Raw genomic sequence first — 18,655 nt, forward strand, 5'->3', positions numbered from 1 at the left:
TCTAGCGCCGTATCACGGCCAGCCAGGTATAACCGCGATAAAGCCTTTCGAATGAAAGGCTTGCTCCGGTTTTGGCGGATTCCGATTCAAGTAGTTCGCGCAGGGATTCACGCGGGCTGACGTGGAATTTTTTCAGCCAGGACCTGAGCAGGGAGCGGAACCAGCCGGGCAGGCGCTCCTGCTGGCCGAAGTCGACGACGTGGAGCGAACCACCCGGTGCCAGGACGGCAAGGCCGGCGGCCACAGTCTTTTCCCAGCCGGGGATCATCGACAGAGAATAGGAAACGAAGACACGGTCGAAGCGCGCGACGCCGAACAGCGCCTGCGCATCGAAATCGGTTGCGTCGGCGCGCGCGAGCAGGGTCCTGTCGGCAATGCCTTCGCGAGCGATCGCTGCCTGGGCGCTGACAAGCATCTCGGCGGAGATGTCGAGGCCATAAAGGCGTGCATCGCGATAATGCCGCGCGGTCAGCGCCAGGTTGCGACCGGTGCCGCAGCCGAGTTCCAGCACGCTGCCCTTGGCTGGAACATCGAGGCCGGCGATCAGCCTGTCGCGGCCGAGCAGGTAATATTTGCGGGTCAGGTCATAGATGTGACGCTGCCAGCGATAGACACCATCCATGAGATCGGCATGGTTTGCCGGCAGGTCCTGGGTGCTCATCAGCCGCGCTTCACATAAAGGTGGAAGCCACCGTAGATCGCCGAGCGGTCGCGAGCGGAGTAGTCACGCGAGGCATCTTCCTCATAGACCCACTGGTCGAGCAGCGAAGACGAGACGCGACCCGGCAGCAGGCTTGGCTCGGCCGCGGTGCGGAAGATGACCCGGGCACCCGGCGCGGCGCTACGGGTGATTTCCGTCCACAGCGCGTTCAACTGATCGTCGGTCATCCAGTCCTGTGCGTCGAGCAGGATGAAACGGTCGACGGTGCCGGCGTCCTTGCCGGCGAGGAATTCGATCATGTTGGCGTGATTGATGGTGACGCGATCGACATTCGCCTTGAGGACCGGATGGTTGTCCTTTTCCAGATAGGCGGGGAGGGCGGCTTCACCCGGATTGGGATAGCGCCGCGCGAAAGCCTGCCAGGCGAAATAGTTGTCCCTCAGCGGAAAGTCGCAGGCGAGTTTCTCGAGACGAGCCTTCAGCACGCTGGCCATAGAGCCGTCGCCGGAGGTGATCAGGGAGTCGTATTGTGCCGGCGGGATGCCCAGCCCGAACAGCGAGGCCTTGCGCGACGTGGCCCAACGCAGGAGCTTGCGGTCGAACACCGGCGCCAGTTTCTCGTCAAAGAAGCGGCGCTGCTCGGCTAGGTCCCTGGCAGCCATGATGCCGGTCGGATTAACGCCAAAAAGGCGGCCCGTGCGGTGGCCGGCGGCAATGAACAGGCCAAGCAGGCCTGTGCGGTAGAAGTTGCGATCGAACACTTCGATGCGACGGCGGCCGCGCCAGCTGCGCTTTTCCCAATAGTGCCGGCTGACCGGATCGAGATTGGGGGCGATGAAGCGGTCATAGGCGGCTGAATTGTGCTCCATGCCGGCCGCACCGAAGAAACGAAACAGATCGGTCTGGTTGGGCAGATGGCGCACCGCTGCAAGTTTCATGCGATTCAGCGCGATGTGAGCGGCGTTGAGGTCGACGGCGTCGATCCTGGCCGGCGAGCGCGTCAGATAAGCCAGGATGTTGCAGCCGCCGGATGCGATGGTGACGACACGATGGCCTTCGCCCAGCTGCATCGCTTCCATGTCGATGTCGGGGTCTTCCCAGATCTGTGGGTAGACGAGACCGGAAAAGAGCAGGGCAAACAGGCGTTCCGAGATGCCGGCCTTCGAAAGGGCGCGGTTCTGGTAGACCGCTTTTCCGACTTCCTTGCCGCGCCTGAAAACCAGTTCCGCAGAAACGTCCGACATGGCAAGGCGATTCCCCGTTTACGTTGGGCGAAGCGCGTAGCGCAGCGTCATGACAATGCGGTGACAGCAGCGGTTGATGAACGGGCTAGGCCTCGCCAAAACCTCCCGGCGTCGGGGTGGTGACAACGACCGCTTCGCCGGCTTCCAGAACGGTCTGGTCACAGGCCTTCAGCACGTCGACCCGGCCATCAAGACGACGCACCTTGGTGCTGCCCATCTCGCCATCACCGCCGCCATCGAGGCCTTGCGGCGGGCGCGAGCGATGCGAGGACAGGATCGCGCATTGCATCTTCTCCAGGAAGCGGATGGAACGGCGTGTGCCATCGCCGGCCCGCCAGCGTCCCTTGCCACCTGAGCCCTCGCGGATGCGGAAGTCTTCGAGCAGCACAGGAAAGCGCAGTTCGAGGATTTCCGGATCGGTCAGGCGCGAATTGGTCATGTGGGTGTGCACGCCCGAGGTGCCGGCGAAACCGCGCCCATCGTTCATGCGCCCCGCCGGCGAGCCCGAGCAGATCGTCTCGTAATATTGGTGGCGGTCATTGCCGAAGGTCAGGTTGTTCATCGTGCCCTGGGCATTGGCCATCGCTCCCATGGCGCCGAACAGTGCGTTGGTCACATGTTGCGAGGTCTCGACATTGCCGGCGACGACGGCAGCCGGATAGGCTGGCTTCAGCATCGATCCTTCGGGGATGACGATGTTGATCGGCCTGAGACAGCCGGCGTTCATGGGGATGTTGTCCTCGACCATCACCCGGAAGGCATAAAGCACGGCTGCCCGCGCCACGGGTTCCGGCGCATTGAAATTGTTCTTCATCACCGGCGACGTGCCGGTGAAGTCGACGGTCGCCTCGCGCCCGGTCCGGTCGACACTGATCTTGACCTTGATCACCTGACCCGTGTCGGTCGGATATTCATAGGCCGAGGTGTCCGGCAGGCGTTCGAGCACGCGGCGTACGCTTTCGGCGGCGTTGTCCTGGACGTGCCCCATATAGGCTTTGACCACGGGCAAGCTGAAATGCGCCACCATCCTGCGCAACTCGGCGACGCCTTTCTTGTTGGCGGCAATCTGTGCCTTGAGGTCGGCGACGTTCTGTGCCGGGTTTCGGGCAGGGTAGGGATGGTCGGAAAGCAGGCTCACCAGTTCGGCTTCGCGGAAACGCCCGCGCTCGACGAGGCGGAAGTTGTCGAACAGCACGCCTTCCTCGTCGACGGTGGTGGCGAGCGGCGTCATCGAACCGGGCGCCGTGCCGCCGACATCGGCGTGGTGGCCGCGTGAGGCAACCCAGAACAGGATGTTTTCCTGCGTATCGTCGAACACCGGCGTGACTACGGTGATATCGGGCAGGTGGGTACCGCCATTGTAGGGAGCATTCAATGCGAAGACATCCCCGGGGCGGACATCACCCGCGTTGAGCCGGATGATGGTTTCGACGGAACGGTCCATCGAGCCGAGGTGCACTGGCATGTGGGGGGCGTTGGCGACCAGCGCGCCATCGCTGTCGAAGACCGCACATGAAAAATCGAGCCGTTCCTTGATGTTGACCGAATAGGCGGTGTTCTGCAGCGTTACGCCCATCTGCTCGGCGATCGACATGAACAGGTTGTTGAAGACCTCCAGCATGACTGGGTCGGCTTCGGTGCCCAAGGCCGCCCTGCGCCGTTTCCTGACGGTCCGACGCAACAGCACGTGGTTGCGCATCGTGATCTCGGCCTGCCAGCCATTCTCGACGACGATGGTCTGGTTCGGCTCGATGATCAGTGCCGGGCCGGAAACCCTGTCCGATGGGCGTAGCGCTTCACGGCGCCAGATGCCGGCGTCGTGCCACTCTCCTTCCGAGAAGATGCGGCGATTTTGCCGCGCGTCGGCCATGTCGCGCGGTGGTCCAGAGGGGGCCAGCGCTTCCTGGTGGTGGCTATCCCCACCATTGCTGCCTTCCACCGCGACGGTCTCCACGACCAGTTGCTTGTTTTCGTAGATGAAGCCGAATTGCGCCTTGTGGGCGGCCTCGAATGCCGCCCTTGCATCGGCGATCGAGTGGTCGGGGAAGCTGATCGGCAGCGTGGTATCGGTGCCGTCGTAGCGTATATGGAGGACAGGACGCATCGCCATGTCTTCGTCGGCGACACCTTGCATGGTCAACTCATCGGCCACATCCCCGGCAAGACCTGCGATCAATGCTTCGATCGCGGGCAGGGATTGATCGGCCAACGGCTCCAGCAGCGCCTGCTGGCGCGTCGCGAAGATCGATGCCAGTCCGATGCCGTAAGCCGAAAGCAGGCCAGAGAACGGGTGTATGAGCACGGCCTCCATGCCGAGCGCATCGGCGACAAGGCAGGCATGCTGGCCACCGGCGCCGCCGAAACAGTTCAGCAGATAGCCAGTCACGTCGTAGCCGCGCTGCACCGATATCTTCTTGATGGCGTTGGCCATGTTCTCGACCGCAATGGTGACGAAACCCTCTGCCACGGCTTCCGGGGAACGCCCATCGCCCGTTTCAGCCGCCAGGGCTTCGAATTTCGAGCGCACTGTCGCGACATCCAGCGGTTCGTCCCGTTGGGGCCGAAGATCGACGGGAAAAAATCCGGCTGCAGCTTGCCGAGCATGACGTTGGCGTCGGTCACGGCAAGCGGTCCGCCGCGCCGATAGCAGGCAGGGCCGGGGTTGGCGCCGGCCGAATCCGGGCCGACGCGAAAACGGCCAGCCTCGAATTGCAGTATGGAGCCGCCGCCGGCGGCAACGGTATGGATGCGCATCATCGGCGCGCGCACCCGCACGCCGGCTACCTCCGTGTCAAAGGCGCGCTCATAGTCACCGTCACTGTGGGCGACATCGGTGGAAGTACCACCCATGTCGAAGCCGATGACCTTGTCGAAGCCGGCAAGCTTCGCCGTTTCGACCATGCCGACGACGCCGCCGGCCGGGCCGGAGAGAAGCGCATCCTTGCCCTGGAATTTGTCCGCTGCCGTGAGCCCACCGGATGACATCATGAACATCAGTCTCGGGCCTTCGGGTGAGTTCCCGGACTGGTCGTCGGTGGCAACGGTGCCGAGTTCTGCGGCTACCCGCTGCACGTAACGCGACAGGATCGGCGAGAGATAGGCATCGACGACCGTGGTGTCGCCACGGCCAACCAGCTTGATCAGCGGCGAAACCTCGTGGCTGACCGAAACCTGGGAAAACCCTGCGTTTCGGCAAACCCTGGCCACGGCTCTTTCATGCTCCGGATATTTCCAGGCGTGCATGAAGACGATGGCGACGGCATCGATGCCGTCGGCCCTGGCTTGTTCGATCGCCGGCTTGACGTCGGCAATGTCGAGCAGCCGTTCCGCGCAGCCATCGGCGCGCACACGCTCGGGTACCTCCACTACACGTTCGTAGAGCTGTTCGGGGAGCAGGATTTCCTTTGCGAAGATGTCTGGCCTGGCCTGATAGGCGATGCGAAGCGCGTCACGGAAGCCCTTGGTGATCAGGAGCAGAACCCGATCACCTTTGCGTTCCAGAAGCGCATTGGTGGCAACCGTCGTGCCCATGCGCACCTCGCCGATCAATCCAGACGGGATCGGCTCGCCTGCCTTGGCGCCGAGCAGGGTGCGGATGCCGTGGATGGCCGCGTCCGGATAGGCCTCCGGATTTTCGGACAGCAACTTCAGTGGTATCAATGAGCCGTTCGGCGCCTTGCCGATGACGTCGGTGAAGGTACCGCCGCGGTCGATCCAGAAATCCCATTTCGCGCTCATCGACCATCCTTTCGGGTGCATTCCTACCCCTGTTAGTGCCGAAGGCCGAGGCCGGCAACGGCTCAACGAAGTCCGAACGCTGTTACAGGACGAAACGCAATGTGACGAAACCGATGCGCGAGTCCCGCATTTCTGATGTGCCGCCCTTCACAGGGGGTGAAGTTGCGAAGGAGAAATGCGATGAATAAGCTCGTCCTGGCCTCGGTTTCCGCGCTGCTTTTGCTCGGCGTTGCCGCCTGCAGTGAAAACAAAGGCGGCGGTACCGGAGGTACCGACAACACCACGACGCAAGCCACGCCGCCCGCAGCCGAGCCGATGAAGCCGGCTACGCCTGAGGCACAGCCGCCGGCCGACGCCTCGAAGCCGGCACAGCCGAATTCCACCGCGCCCGCACAGTGAGCGCGACGGTCGGCCAAACGGCTGGCATCGGGGGCTGGCAAAAGTCGGCCCCATGAATCGGAAAGGCCGGGACGTGTCCCGGCCTTTTTTACTACCGCGTCACCTGACTCTTTGTTTTGCGCAAATCCGGACGCAAAACCGCCGCGCATTTTGCTGGCGTTGCACTAGGCCGCTGCCGGTTGCTCGCGCCGGGCCGAAGCGAAGGGCGGGAAGGCGAGCGCGATCAGGAAGGCGGCGATGCCGATGATGGACGAGCCGATGAACAGCCAGTCATAGACGTCGAAGCGATCGAATATCCAGCCGCCGGCGACAGGCCCCAGAGCCATGCCGAAGCTGGACGCCATGGCAAGCGCGCCGAGCACCGAGCCCATCACCTGCTGGCCGAAATATTCGCGAGCCAGCAATGCGTAGAGCGGCATCACCCCGCCATAGGCTGCGCCGAAGATGATGGCCAGGACATAGAAGGTGCTGAGCTGATCGGCTGAGAGATAGGCGGCAATCACCAGGGCCTGGATGAGCAGGCCGATGACGAGAACCCGCTTTGGGCCGAAGCGATCCGCCGCCACACCGAACAGCAACCTGCCGCCCAGCCCGGCGATGCCTTCGACACTGTAGATGCTGACGGCAGCCATGGAGGAGATACCGCAGCTGATGGCGTAGCTCATGATATGGAAGATCGGGCCGGAATGCGCTGCGCAGCACAGGAAGTAGGTGCCGGCAAGCAGTACGAACTGTGGCGAGCGGAAGGCCCTCGACAACGGATTGTCCGCTGCTCCGATGGTGACAGTCGCGCCTTTCGGGGCCGGATCGTTTGCCGGCGCCTGCCGGGCGTTCCTGACAAAGAAGGCAGCCGGAAGAAGGATGGCCGTTGCGAGCACCCCGATCGTCATCATCGCGGTGCGCCAGTCGTAGCTGGCAAGCAACCAGGCTGCAAATGGCGACACGGTCGCAGGCGCGACACCGACGCCGGCGGAAACCAGGGAAACGGCGAGGCCGCGATGCTTGTCGAACCAGCCTGTGACAGCGGCCATCATCGGCGCGAAGAACGCGCCACCGGCAAGACCGACGCCGATACCGTAAGTGAGCTGGAACAGCAGCAGGTTCGTCGCACGACTGGCCAGAACCAGCACCACTCCGAGCAGGATGGAGCCGATCAACACCACGGGGCGGGTGCCGATGCGATCCGTGAGCATACCCCAGCCGAAGCTCGAGATACCCATCATCAGGAAGTTGAATGTCATCGCACTGGAAATGCCCGCTCGCGTCCAGCCGGTGGCGGCCGAGATGTGCGGCATGAAGACAGCCAATGAAAACATCGCCCCAATGGTCACGCAGGTCATCAGCGCGCCAAGGGCGACGAGCACCCAGCGATAGGAATTTTGCGTTTCGGTGGTGGACATGGGAATCCCCTGATTCTGGCGCGCGCGTGATTGCTTGCCCGGCGAAATCCATTCGAGGGGCGAGTGAGCCACTGAGGCGCGGTTTCCAGGTTGATGGGACCGAGAACCTTCGACGGCTGCCGGATTGGGTGGAAGCGGCAGGAATGTCACGCCAACCCACCGCCAAATCGGTCATTCGACCGTGTCGGGCTGTCCGTGGCCGGTTTCGATCAGTTCCCGAAGACTATCGTGGATCAAGCCGCTCCAGGCCTCCTTGCAGATGTCGAAGCACTCGACTTCGGGGACCAGGCCGGCATGAGTGAAGCGGATTTCCGTCTTGTCGCCTTTACTGGAGAGGTCGAACACGATCTTGGTGCCCTTCCATTCTTCCTTGTCCTTGAGGAAACTCATCCGTGAATCGAGGACGTGCCAGACGACCTTGCGTTCGGGGACCAGTTCTGCCGTCATATGCTTGGAGAAATGCATGTCCTTGTAGCGATAGGTCCATTCGCCATCGAGGACATCGGGAGAGCCCTCTATCTCCTCACCCCACCAGTCGCGTGGGCGATTGATGGCGTCGAAGGCAGTTTTTGCAGATTGCTCTACCAGGATCGTGGTGGTGAAATCGCGCGTCGTCATTGCATGCTCCTTTCTTGAGGCCGTCGATCTCATGACCGGTGCGGCGGGTGGTTGGCATCGATGAAGAAGGTAGCCGCGGAGGATTGCGAGCGAGAGTGACAAGTGTGACGGGATTCCGATGGACTCGCTGATCACGGCTGCAGGGCAGGCGCTTGCACGGGGTGATCCCCTCGGTGCATTGAAGCGGGTGGCCTTGCGCGATGATGCAGCCGCGCTGGCGCTGCGCGGTATCGCCATGGCGCAGCTTGGCGATCTTGTCCGCGCCAAGGCGCTTCTGAAGAGCGCGGCGCGGGCCTTCGGCCCGAAGGAAGCGGTCGCACGGGCGCGCTGTATCGTCGCCGAAGCTGAAATCGCGCTTGTCTCGCGGGATCTCGCCTGGCCGGGCAAGGCGCTCGATACAGCCCGTGTTACACTGGAAACACATGGCGACCACGCGAATGCCGCGCATGCACGTACGCTTGAGATACGGCGCCTGTTGCTGATTGGTCGTCTTGATGAGGCAGAAAGCCTGATTGCCGACCTCGATCTCGCGCCGCTGCCACCGCCATTACGGAGCGCGCTCCAGCTCGCGGCGGCTGGTATCGCGATCCGGCGTCTGCGTCTCAAGGAGGCGCGCAAGGCGCTGATGCGGGCCTGGCAGGCGGCTCAACAGGCCGGGATTCCTGCGCTGGGGACGGAAGTGGAAAGTGCCGCACTGGTGATCGACACGCCGGCCGCCCGGTTGATTTCGAAAGGCAAGGCACGACCCTTGCTGCTCGAAGAGGTCGAGGAATTGTTCGCGACGGGAATGTTCGTTGTGGATGCCTGCCGCAATGTGGTGCGAGCCAGCAATGCTGTGGTTTCGCTGGCAACGCGCCCTGTGTTGTTTGCGCTGGCCCGGGCGCTGGCCGAGGCGTGGCCGGGAGACGTTTCGCGAGAGCGGCTTCTGTCCCGTGCCTTTGGAGCCAAAGATGCCGACGAATCGCATCGGGCACGGCTGAGGGTGGAGATCGGACGACTGCGCGCCGAGCTGCGGGGCCTGGCTGACATCAGCGCCACGAGCGAAGGTTTCAAGCTGGTGCCACGTCGGCGTGGCGAGGTGATGGTGCTGGCGCCGCTGGTCGAGGAGGAGCATGCTGCGGTGCTCGCCTTTCTGGCCGATGGCGAGGCGTGGTCCAGTTCGGCACTGGCGATTGCGCTGGATGCCAGCCCGCGCACGGTCCAACGGGCACTGGAGCAGCTTTCCGCCAGCGGTAAGGTGCAATCCTTCGGGAAGGGGCGCGCACTGCGCTGGGTGACGCCGTCGGTGCCCGGCTTCCCGACAACCTTGTTACTCCCCGGGCCGCTGCCAGGCAGCTAGGATGTTGCCGATGACCGTAGCCGACGGCTGGCCGTCAACGTCAACTTGGGAAGGAAAACCATGAAACCCACCCCCGCCGAGATTCTGCGCGAATATGGTCCCTTTTCGGGAGACGTGCATGGAGTGACCTTCGATGGCGAGAATGTGTGGTTCGCCAGTGGTGACAAGCTCAATGTGCTTGATCCCAAAAGCGGCGAATCTGTTCGCGCCATTGATATGATCGCCCATGCCGGCACCGCATTTGATGGTCAAAACATCTATCAGATCGCCGAAAGTCAGATCCATAAGATCGATCCGAAGACCGGCAAGGTGCTTTCCACGATCCCGGCGCCGGGTAACGGTGGCGATTCCGGAATGGCCTGGGCCGAAGGGTCGCTCTGGGTCGGTGAGTATCGCGCCCAGAAAATCCATCAGATCGACCCCGAGACCGGCAGGATAATTCGTTCCATCGATTCCAACCGCTTCGTCACCGGGGTCACCTGGGTGGATGGTGAACTGTGGCATGGGACCTGGCAGGGTGACGCAAGCGAATTGCGGCGGATCGACCCGCTTACCGGCGAGGTGCTGGAGGAACTGACCATGCCGGACGGGACCGGTGTCTCCGGCCTCGAATCCGATGGCGCCGACACGTTCTTCTGTGGCGGCGGCAACAGTGGCAAGCTCAGGGCCGTGCGCCGACCCAGGCGCGACATTGCGGCACAGCCGGCCTGAGGGCGCAACCTTTTCGACCTTCGGCCCGTTTCTTACGGAACCAATCGGCGTTGTCGATTGGTGCAGCACCAACGCATAGGCGCGATCATGCCTTGATAGCGCCACGTGCTTGGTTCTAAGAGGGGCACATGTCGATTTGGGATCGTATCGGCGATTTCATCGCCCGTGTTTCAGCCTCCGCCTCGGCCGGTATCGCCGAAGTGGTCGAGGCGGTGCGCACGGTCTTCTCCGGTGATGCCGAATTGCGTCGCCGCGTCTCCTTCTCGGTCGCGATGATCGCGCTTTCGGCCAAGATGGCCAAGGCCGATGGCGTGGTTACGCAGGACGAGATCCGTGCGTTTCGTGAAATCTTCGAAGTGCCGCCGGAAGAGACGCACAATGTCGCGCGGCTCTATGATCTGGCAAAGCAGGATGTCGCCGGTTTCGAGTCTTACGCTGAAAAGCTCGCAAACCTGTGTGGGTCAGGTCATGCCAACTGCATGATGCTGGAAGACATTCTCGATGGTCTCTTCCACATTGCCACCGCCGATGGCGTCTTGCACGAGCGGGAAGGCCAGTTCCTGCACCGGGTGTCTGAAATCTTCCGGATCGAGGAATCGCACTACAAGACGATCCTCGCCCGTCACGTGCATCTCGGGGCGGACGATCCCTATGTCGTGCTCGGTATCGAGCGCGGGCGACCGTTCGACGAGGTGAAGAAGCGTTATCGCAAGCTTGTTGCGGAGAACCATCCGGACAAGGTGATTGCACGCGGCCTGCCGCAGGAGTTCATCAAGATCGCCACGACGCGTGTTGCCGCAATCAACGCGGCGTATGAGATGATCGAACGGGATCTCGCGCCGGCATGAGTGGCTTCTCGCCCGATCACGCAGGAGCCGAGGTCAGGGTGTCGCCGAATTTCGGGCCGCGTCGCGGCCCGTTCCATCCCGATATGGTCGTGTTGCACTACACCGGCATGAAAACCGGAGCAGGTGCCGAAGCATGGCTGTGTAATCCGGTCAGCGAAGTATCTGCGCATTATCTGGTGCACGAGGACGGCCGTGTCGTGCAGATGGTACGCGAAAGCGACAGGGCATGGCACGCCGGCAAAAGTTCGTGGCGCGGCCACACCGACCTCAACTCGGCTTCGGTCGGCATCGAGATCGTCAATCCGGGCCATACGCTAGGGTACAGGGCATTTCCGAAGCGCCAGATCGAGGCGGTGATCGCACTCACCGCCGATATTGTGGCCCGTCACGATATCGTGTCCGAGCGGATTCTGGCTCATTCGGATGTGGCACCCGGTCGCAAGGTCGATCCTGGCGAAAAATTTCCGTGGAAGGTGCTGCACGCCGCAGGCGTCGGCCATCTCGTGCCGGCATCTCCGATCCGACAGGGACCGATTTTGCAGGAAGGTGATACGGGGCACAACGTCGAAGAATTGCAGTCCCTGCTTGCGATTTATGGTTATGGTATTGAAATCACAGGTGTTTTTGATTCGTCGACGCGGATCGTCGTCGAGGCGTTCCAGCGCCATTTTCGGCCGCGCCTGGTTGACGGAATTGCGGACGGCTCGACAATCAGGACGCTACGGCGCCTCGTCGTTTCCGTCACGGCAAGTCTCGGCTGAATATTTCGATCGGCCATTTAATATTACATTCTGTAACATGAATTGAATTGTGCGGCCTTCATTGCCGCCAAATCCGGTTTCAAACGCAAATCCACACCGATGCAGGACAAATGCCAGTCTAGTCCGGCATTCATTACAGGATGCTGCGCGTACTTCTTCGCGTGGCCAAGAAAAACAGGACCACATGCACAAACCGTTCATTGTAGCGGCAGCTGTTGCTGCCGGCGTGATTTCTTTTGCCTTTGCTTCGCAGGACAGCATGGCGGCTAGTCTCAGAGCAGACCAGGGCACTCCGGTCGTAAAGCAGGTTGCGGCCACAACGCCGGCCAAGAAGATGACCAAAGTCACGAAGACCGTAAAAGCCAGCAAGAGGGCGAAGGTTATCAAGGCACCCAAGGTTGCCTCCACCGTCAAAGCCACAAAGACCGTGAGCGCCACGTCAGCGGTCGAGCCTTGCCCGTATCTGTTTGGTTGCTCGAAAGATGCCAAGACCGCCGCGAATGCAAAGGTTGGCAAGAGCGTGAAGACGGCCAAGGCGAAGACCAAGGTGATCTACGACACGTTCACGACCGCGTCGATCACGCCAGGTGCCGTCAAGCCCAGCGTTGCGGGTTCTCGTTATTCCACCATCGTGTCGCGTTATGCCGCCGCCTATGGCGTGCCGGTGTCGCTGGCGCATGCGGTGATCAAGGTCGAGAGCAACTATCAGCCGGGTATGGTTGGCCGCGCCGGCGAGATCGGCCTTATGCAGATCAAGCCTGCCACCGCGCGCATGATGGGTTACAGCGGCTCGGCCAAGGGACTGCACAATCCCGAGACCAACATCAAATATGGCATGAAGTATCTCGGCATGGCCCGTGAGCTCGGTGGCGGCACCACTTGCGGTACCATTCTCAAATACAATGCCGGCCATGGCGCCAAGCGTATGAACCCGACGTCTTCAGCCTATTGCCGCAAGGTTGTGGCGCAGATCGGCAGCGCTGGTTGATCTGAGCATACGGCTCCACCGGCTTTCGCCGCCATTGGGGAGCCAACGGCTCACCACTCGAACCCGTTTCGAAGGCAAACCGAGAACGAGTGCTCTTGCCTTTTGGATCGCGAACGCCTTTATACCCCTGCCAGCCGGCCGGGCGGCCGCACCAGCGAGAGTCGAAAGGCTGCGGGTGAGGAAAGTCCGGGCTCCATGGAGACACGGTGCCGGCTAACGGCCGGCGGGGGCGACCCCAGGGAAAGTGCCACAGAAAGCAAACCGCCGCGGTTTCCGCGGTAAGGGTGAAAGGGTGGGGTAAGAGCCCACCGCGCGACCGGTAACGGAAGCGGCAAGGCAAACCCCACCGGGAGCAAAACCGAATAGGGGCGGTACGAGGGGAAACCCTCAGGGCTGTTTCCGGCCCACTGCCCGGGTAGGTTGCGTGAGGCGTATGGCAACATGCGTCCAAGATGAATGGCCGCCACGTTCCCGCTTCGCAAGGGGCGGGGGCCATACAGAACCCGGCTTACAGGCCGGCTGGCATTTTTCTTCCAGAATTCAGCGGCTTCGCGCCATCAGCGTGGAGTCTGATTCAGGTTGCTGCTGCGTTGCTTAAGAGATCGGGGCGTACCCGCTTGCGCGTTGCGTGTGTTTCCGGCCTGGTGTCGCCCGTCAGGAATGGAGCCGATCCAGCGAAGCCTTGATCGCGGCCCACAATTCTTCGGCTGGCTCGCAGCCGACAGCCAGTCGTACGAAGCCTGGCGGCACTGCGTCGCCACGCTTGGTGCGGCGTTCAGCCGAGGTGTGCACGCCGCCGAAGGAGGTGGCGGCCGCCATCAATTCGCAGCCGTTGATGAAGGCCTCGGCGTCATCTTCGGAATCCAGCACGAAGCTGATCAGAAAACCGAAGCGCTCCATCTGTGTGCTGGCGAGATTGTGTGAAGGGTCGCCCTGAAGGCCAGGGAAACGAAGTGATCTGACCGCAGGATGTGCCTTGATCCGTGGCGCAAGAAGTTCCGCGGTGTTGCACATGCGATCGAAGCGGACCTCCAGCGTTTCCAGGCCGCGATGCAGGAGCCATGCATCGAACGGGCTTGGAATGCTGCCTGAGGTCGTACGCCATTCCCTTATCGCCGCCATGATATCCGTGCTGCGGCTGGCGACATGACCGGCGAGTACGTCGGAATGACCGTTCGGCGCCTTGGTGTCGGCGGCAACGACGATGTCTGCACCGAGGTCGAGCGGGCGCTGGCCGAAAGGCGTCATCGTGGTGTTGTCGACGACAAGCAGCCCGCCAACCCTGTGGATCGCTTCGGAGGCGGCCGTGATATCGCAGATGTCCAAGGTCGGATTGGACGGGCTTTCCACGAAGACCAGCCGATAGCCGTCGAAGCCGCCATCGAGGAATGACGCGGTTGGCCTGGTGTGGAACTGCACGCCGAACGCACCAAGGAAACGGTCGGCCAGGATGCGCGTTGTGTGATAGCCGTCGGAAGGCAGCAGGATGCGATCCCCCGCCTTCAGAAGCGCGAAGAATACCGCGGAGATCGCAGCCATTCCCGAGGGAAAGGCAAGCACGGGCGCATTTTCCAGGCGCGACAGCATCTCCTCGGTTCCATCCCAGGTCGGGTTGGAAAAACGCCCATACTGGTGGAAGCCCGTCGAATCTCCCGGTGCATGGAAAATCGATGCCATAGTCAGCGGCAACGGGATGGCGTCGCCTCTGGAGAGCCCCTCGCGTCTCAAGTGAAGGAGCCCTGCGGCGCGGGAGGAAGCTGTTTCGGACATAACGGATCCCGGAATGGGCTGGGGGAAGGCTTGCAGGCTGAAATGAGCATGCTCCTGCGAGCAACAGCGAGGCTAGGTCCAGCGGCTGATCGGGGCAAGAGCCAAGCTGCTCTTAAACACTTCGTTAGGCTTAATAGAGGATAAACACGGCAGTGCCCGCAATCTCGCCTTCGAAGGGGTTTGGAAAGCCTGTTCCCGTTGACGCCCATGATGCCCCATGATATCCCATCTCGCTAATCAAGCCTTCGTTTCGTGTCAGGGTGAAGCGTGCGCCGAAGGGCCAGTCGCGGCGGCTGTGCGTTCGTCGTTTTTTGCTCTGTTCGAAACCCAAGGCCTGGTGAAACGATCGTGCCGCGGCGGCATGGCTACGAGGAAGTCGGAGGGTGCGGCTGCGCAGGCGGCCGCGATGCGTCATGGACCGTTTTCTGTCAAATGCGGTGAACCGGATCGACGCCAAAGGGCGCGTCTCCGTGCCTGCGCATTTCCGAACGGTTCTGCAGAGGCGCGGCTATTCGGAGCTCTATGCACTGCGCTGCCTGGATCAAGCCGCAATGGATGTCGGTGGGCTCGATCTGCTCGACCGCTACGAGCAGCGCATCGCGCAGGAAGATCCATTCCTGCAGACGACGGACGATATGTCCTTCTTCTGTCATGGCGATGGCACGTTTCTCAAGCTGGATCAGGATGGGCGCGTCACGTTGACCGATTTCATTCGCGAACATACCGGAATAACAACCGAAGTGGCCTTCGTGGGGAGGGGCAGTTTTTTCCAGATCTGGGAGCCGGAACGGCTGGCCGCCTATGGTGCGGCGGCACGAGCCAGGCTCTTGCATCTTCGGCAGGGGACGAAGCCAGGGGAGCGACCGGAATGACGGTGGGCCACGGCGATGATCTCCACGCCGATGGCGGACCGGCCCGCCACATTCCGGTCCTCCTCGCCGAGGTTCTGGAGACGCTTGCGCCGCAGCCGGGCGACACCATTATCGACGGCACTTTCGGCGCTGGCGGTTACAGCAGGGCGATCCTCGACAACGGCGCATCCGTCATCGGTGTCGACCGCGACCCGGATGCAATCGCCGCGGGCAGGGCGCTGGAGCAGGAAACGGGCGGACGGCTGAGGCTGGTGCATGCACCATTCTCGACGCTGGATGAACATGCCGAAGCGGTCGATGGCGTCGTGCTCGACATCGGTGTCTCTTCCATGCAGCTCGACCAGGCCGAGCGCGGCTTTTCCTTTCGTTTCGACGGTCCGCTCGACATGCGCATGGCGCAGGCCGGCGTCAGTGCCGCCGACGTCGTCAACAATTTCAAATCCAACGACCTTGCCCGCATTTTCGGCTTCCTCGGCGAAGAGCGGCATTCCGGCCGTATCGCGCGTATGATCGAAGCGCGGCGAGCCAAGAAGCCGTTCGAACGCACGCTCGATCTTGCAGATGCCATCGAGACCCACATCGGTCGCAAGCCGGGCGACAAGATCCATCCGGCGACGCGCGTCTTCCAGGCGCTGCGGATTTTCGTCAACGATGAGCTGGGGGAACTGGCGAAAGCGCTGCTGGCGGCCGAACGCGTGCTGAAGCCGGGCGGCCGGCTGGTGGTGGTAACTTTCCATTCGCTCGAGGACCGCATCGTCAAGCGTTTCATCGCCGACCGTTCGGAACAGGCGGCAGGCTCGCGCCATATGCCCGAGACGCAGATCCGGACCGCCACCTTCCGCAAGCAGGGCGGGGGCGTCACGGCAGGAGATGCGGAACTTGCCGTGAATCCGCGCGCGCGTTCCGCCAGGCTGCGAGCCGCGATCCGGACGGACGCCCCAGCCCGCGCCGGTGATCTTGCCCAGTTCGGTCTTCCAAAGCTTCCCGGCGTTTCCGTGCCGGGCGAGAGGTGAGCACGTGTTCCGTACCAGTGACATCATCCTGATCGCCGTGATGGTCTCGGCCGCCGCCATGACCTACAAGATCAAGCGCGACGCTGAGGTGCAGCAGACCGCAGTCTACAAGATCCAGGCGCAGATCCGTACCGAAGAAGACCAGATAGACCTGCTCAAGGCCGACTGGAGCCTGCTGACGCAGCCATCGCGGTTGCAGCGGCTCTCCGATCTCTACAAGGACCAGCTTGGCTTGCAGACGGCCGATGCGCGTCAGATCGTACGGCTGGATGAATTGCCCGAGAAGCCGCCGCTGACCATCGAGGACATCATGGCCGACAACGGGGCGCCTGGGGTCGACAAGGAAAAGACGGCTTCGATCTCCAAGGACAAGGGCTCAGCGACCGACAAGGCGAAAGCTGCAAACAAGCCGAAGCCAGGTGACAAGAAAGCGGTTGTGGCGATTGCGAAGCCGAAGCCGGCATCCAAGGACAAGCTGGCCAGCAACGCCAGGGTTGCCGCCACGGACAAGATCGCGGAACAGATCGAGGATGGGGCTGACGAATGATCGGCGTTCTCAACAAGCTGCTGAAACGCGCGCGGCGCGGCGAGGATGGTTCGATAATCCTGGACAGTACCCGCAAGGCAACCGGCGGCAAGACCCGTACCCGCGTGGTCATGACGATGGCCGTGTTCCTCGGAATTTATGTCGCGATCACCGGCAGGCTGGTGTGGTTCGGCTTCCAGGGGCCGACCGATTCCGGTCCGCCGCCCAGCCGGGTTACCGCCTCGCGGCCAGACATCGTCGATCGCAACGGCGAGGTGCTGGCGACCGACATCAAGACCTCCTCGCTGTTTGCCGAGCCGCGTCACATCGTCGACGCCGACGAGGCGATCGAGAAGCTGGCGACCGTGCTGCCCGAGATCGACTACGAGCAGACCTACAAGAAGCTGAAGAGCGGTGCCGGTTTCGTCTGGCTGCAGCGCCAGCTGACGCCGAAGCAGCAATCGGAGATCATGCAACTCGGCGTTCCGGGCATCGGTTTCCGCACCGAGAAGCGCCGTTTCTATCCGGCGGGTGAAACCGCATCCTACATTGTCGGCCTGACCAATATCGACAATCAGGGCATCTCCGGCATGGAGAAATACATCGACGACCAGGGACTGGCTGACCTGCAGCTGTCCGGCCTGGCTGTCGCCAAGGACCTGAAGCCGGTCAAGCTGTCCATCGACCTTCGCGTGCAGCATATCGTGCGCAACGTGGTTGCGGAGGCCATGGAGAAATATCACGCGATTGCCGCTGGCGGCGTCGTGCTGAACATCAAGACGGGCGAAGTGGTCGCCATGGCCTCGGTGCCGGACTTCGACCCGAACAATCCCTACAACGCCCAGGACAAGGACCGATTGAACCGCATGTCGGCCGGTCTCTATGAAATGGGTTCGACCTTCAAGAGCTTCACCACCGCCATGGCGCTGGATTCCGGCAAGGTGACGATGGAATCCAAGTTCGATGCTTCGCGGCCCATCACCATTGGTCGCCAGACCATTCGTGACTTCCACGGCAAGGGTCGTGTGCTGAGCGTGCCGGAAGTGTTCATCTACTCTTCCAACATCGGCTCCGCCAAGGAGGCCGATGTGGTCGGCATCGAGGGTCATCGTGAGTTCCTGCATCGCCTGGGCGTGCTGGAGAAGATGAAGACGGAACTGCCGGAAGTGGCAAAGCCGACCGAGCCGAAAGTCTGGAAGAAGGTGCATTCGATCACCGCTGCCTTCGGCCACGGTGTCTCGACGACACCGCTGCAGACGGCAGTTGGCTGCGCGGCGCTGATGAACGGCGGTTTCCTGATCGAGCCGACCTTCCTGACCCGTAGCGCGGATCAGGCGATGGAGGTCGCCAAGCGTGTCGTCAGCGAGAAGACCGTGGAGGGCATGCGCTACCTCTACACGCTCAATGCTGAAAAGGGTTCCGGCAAGAACGCCCGCGTGCCCGGCTACCGCGTTGGCGGCAAGACCGGTACGGCAGAAAAAGTCGTCAACGGCCGTTATTCCAAGGACGTTCGCTTCAACGCCTTCGTGGCAGCGTTCCCAATGGACGATCCGCAATATATCGTGCTGACCATCATCGATGAACCAAAACCGGAAATGCCCGGCCGTGGTGCCACCGCCGGCTCCAACGCTGCGCCGATGGTGGCCAACATCATCCGCCGCGCGGCGCCGATGCTTGGCGTGAAGCCAGATTTCGGCCAAGAAAATGCTGCAACGCTGGTGTCCTACTGAGTGATTCTTTTAGCGCGCCAGCGAAGGCACGCCGTTT

At 62.1% G+C, this 18,655-nt stretch carries 16 protein-coding genes, 1 other RNA gene and 2 pseudogenes; 11 read left to right on the top strand and 8 right to left on the bottom strand.

The window, feature by feature from the left end; genetic code table 11:
• Window position 1 precedes the first annotated feature (1 nt).
• From ACFJIU_RS05645 to ACFJIU_RS05660, 4 genes and pseudogenes are all read right to left on the bottom strand, one after another.
• Window positions 2-661, bottom strand: coding sequence for a class I SAM-dependent methyltransferase (locus ACFJIU_RS05645; protein ID WP_379068517.1), 660 nt, complete (start codon window positions 659-661; stop codon window positions 2-4).
• Window positions 661-1,905: a DUF3419 family protein gene (locus tag ACFJIU_RS05650; protein WP_379068520.1), complete on the bottom strand. Its 1,245-nt coding sequence runs from the start codon at window positions 1,903-1,905 to the stop codon at window positions 661-663. The genes ACFJIU_RS05645 and ACFJIU_RS05650 overlap by 1 nt, the downstream gene beginning before the upstream one ends.
• Window positions 1,906-1,990: 85 nt before the next feature.
• Window positions 1,991-4,216: a hydantoinase B/oxoprolinase family protein gene (locus ACFJIU_RS05655; RefSeq protein ID WP_379072973.1), complete on the bottom strand. Its 2,226-nt coding sequence runs from the start codon at window positions 4,214-4,216 to the stop codon at window positions 1,991-1,993.
• Window positions 4,205-5,664: pseudogene (locus ACFJIU_RS05660) on the bottom strand (hydantoinase/oxoprolinase family protein); the annotation flags it as partial. The pseudogene ACFJIU_RS05660 and the gene ACFJIU_RS05655, both read right to left, overlap by 12 nt.
• Window positions 5,665-5,823: 159 nt before the next feature.
• On the opposite strand from ACFJIU_RS05660, the gene ACFJIU_RS05665 reads away from it, so the two are divergent.
• The gene (locus ACFJIU_RS05665) at window positions 5,824-6,042 is read left to right on the top strand and encodes a hypothetical protein (RefSeq protein ID WP_326895921.1); all 219 of its coding nucleotides are present in this window, start codon (window positions 5,824-5,826) and stop codon (window positions 6,040-6,042) included.
• Window positions 6,043-6,206: 164 nt separating this feature from the next.
• Here the strand turns inward: ACFJIU_RS05665 and ACFJIU_RS05670 are convergent, their stop codons facing one another.
• On the bottom strand, window positions 6,207-7,442 hold the full coding sequence (locus ACFJIU_RS05670; RefSeq protein WP_379068524.1) for an MFS transporter: 1,236 nt from the start codon (window positions 7,440-7,442) through the stop codon (window positions 6,207-6,209).
• 171 nt (window positions 7,443-7,613) lie between these two features.
• Window positions 7,614-8,060 (bottom strand): SRPBCC domain-containing protein, encoded by a 447-nt coding sequence (locus tag ACFJIU_RS05675; protein WP_379068527.1) that lies wholly within the window; start codon window positions 8,058-8,060, stop codon window positions 7,614-7,616.
• A gap of 118 nt (window positions 8,061-8,178) precedes the next feature.
• Between ACFJIU_RS05675 and ACFJIU_RS05680 the strand changes: the two genes are divergently transcribed.
• From ACFJIU_RS05680 to rnpB, 6 genes are all read left to right on the top strand, one after another.
• Window positions 8,179-9,399 (top strand): helix-turn-helix domain-containing protein, encoded by a 1,221-nt coding sequence (locus ACFJIU_RS05680; RefSeq protein ID WP_379068530.1) that lies wholly within the window; start codon window positions 8,179-8,181, stop codon window positions 9,397-9,399.
• A gap of 60 nt (window positions 9,400-9,459) precedes the next feature.
• Entirely contained in the window at window positions 9,460-10,110 is a 651-nt protein-coding gene (locus tag ACFJIU_RS05685; protein WP_379068533.1) for a DUF5074 domain-containing protein, read from the top strand.
• Window positions 10,111-10,238: 128 nt separating this feature from the next.
• Entirely contained in the window at window positions 10,239-10,958 is a 720-nt protein-coding gene (locus ACFJIU_RS05690; RefSeq protein WP_129414223.1) for a DnaJ family molecular chaperone, read from the top strand.
• Window positions 10,955-11,719: an N-acetylmuramoyl-L-alanine amidase gene (locus ACFJIU_RS05695; RefSeq protein WP_379068538.1), complete on the top strand. Its 765-nt coding sequence runs from the start codon at window positions 10,955-10,957 to the stop codon at window positions 11,717-11,719. The genes ACFJIU_RS05690 and ACFJIU_RS05695 overlap by 4 nt, the downstream gene beginning before the upstream one ends.
• 184 nt (window positions 11,720-11,903) lie before the next feature.
• Window positions 11,904-12,707 carry a lytic transglycosylase domain-containing protein gene (locus tag ACFJIU_RS05700; protein WP_379068541.1) on the top strand — a complete coding sequence of 268 codons (804 nt, stop codon included), beginning with the start codon at window positions 11,904-11,906 and terminating at the stop codon, window positions 12,705-12,707.
• A gap of 130 nt (window positions 12,708-12,837) precedes the next feature.
• Window positions 12,838-13,234, top strand: an RNA gene (gene rnpB, locus ACFJIU_RS05705) — RNase P RNA component class A.
• Window positions 13,235-13,361: 127 nt separating this feature from the next.
• On the opposite strand, the gene ACFJIU_RS05710 is transcribed toward rnpB, so the two are convergent.
• On the bottom strand, window positions 13,362-14,477 hold the full coding sequence (locus ACFJIU_RS05710) for a cystathionine gamma-lyase (RefSeq protein ID WP_379068544.1): 1,116 nt from the start codon (window positions 14,475-14,477) through the stop codon (window positions 13,362-13,364).
• Window positions 14,478-14,607: 130 nt separating this feature from the next.
• Window positions 14,608-14,892, bottom strand: coding sequence for a hypothetical protein (locus tag ACFJIU_RS05715; protein WP_379068547.1), 285 nt, complete (start codon window positions 14,890-14,892; stop codon window positions 14,608-14,610).
• Here ACFJIU_RS05715 and mraZ point away from each other — a divergent pair.
• From mraZ to ACFJIU_RS05735, 4 genes and pseudogenes are all read left to right on the top strand, one after another.
• Entirely contained in the window at window positions 14,891-15,349 is a 459-nt protein-coding gene (mraZ, locus tag ACFJIU_RS05720; RefSeq protein WP_379068549.1) for a division/cell wall cluster transcriptional repressor MraZ, read from the top strand. The two genes, ACFJIU_RS05715 and mraZ, sit on opposite strands and share 2 nt — an antisense overlap.
• Window positions 15,346-16,362 (top strand): 16S rRNA (cytosine(1402)-N(4))-methyltransferase RsmH, encoded by a 1,017-nt coding sequence (gene rsmH / locus ACFJIU_RS05725; protein ID WP_379068552.1) that lies wholly within the window; start codon window positions 15,346-15,348, stop codon window positions 16,360-16,362. Before mraZ ends, rsmH begins: the two co-directional genes overlap by 4 nt.
• Before the next feature lie 4 nt (window positions 16,363-16,366).
• Window positions 16,367-16,714: pseudogene (locus tag ACFJIU_RS05730) on the top strand (hypothetical protein); the annotation flags it as partial.
• A 191-nt stretch (window positions 16,715-16,905) separates the two neighbouring features.
• Window positions 16,906-18,618, top strand: a complete 1,713-nt coding sequence (locus ACFJIU_RS05735) for a peptidoglycan D,D-transpeptidase FtsI family protein (protein ID WP_379068555.1) — start codon at window positions 16,906-16,908, stop codon at window positions 18,616-18,618.
• Window positions 18,619-18,655: the final 37 nt, after the last annotated feature.

The sequence above is a fragment of the Mesorhizobium sp. UC74_2 genome, assembly GCF_042701485.1.
In the GTDB taxonomy this organism is placed as follows: domain Bacteria; phylum Pseudomonadota; class Alphaproteobacteria; order Rhizobiales; family Rhizobiaceae; genus Mesorhizobium.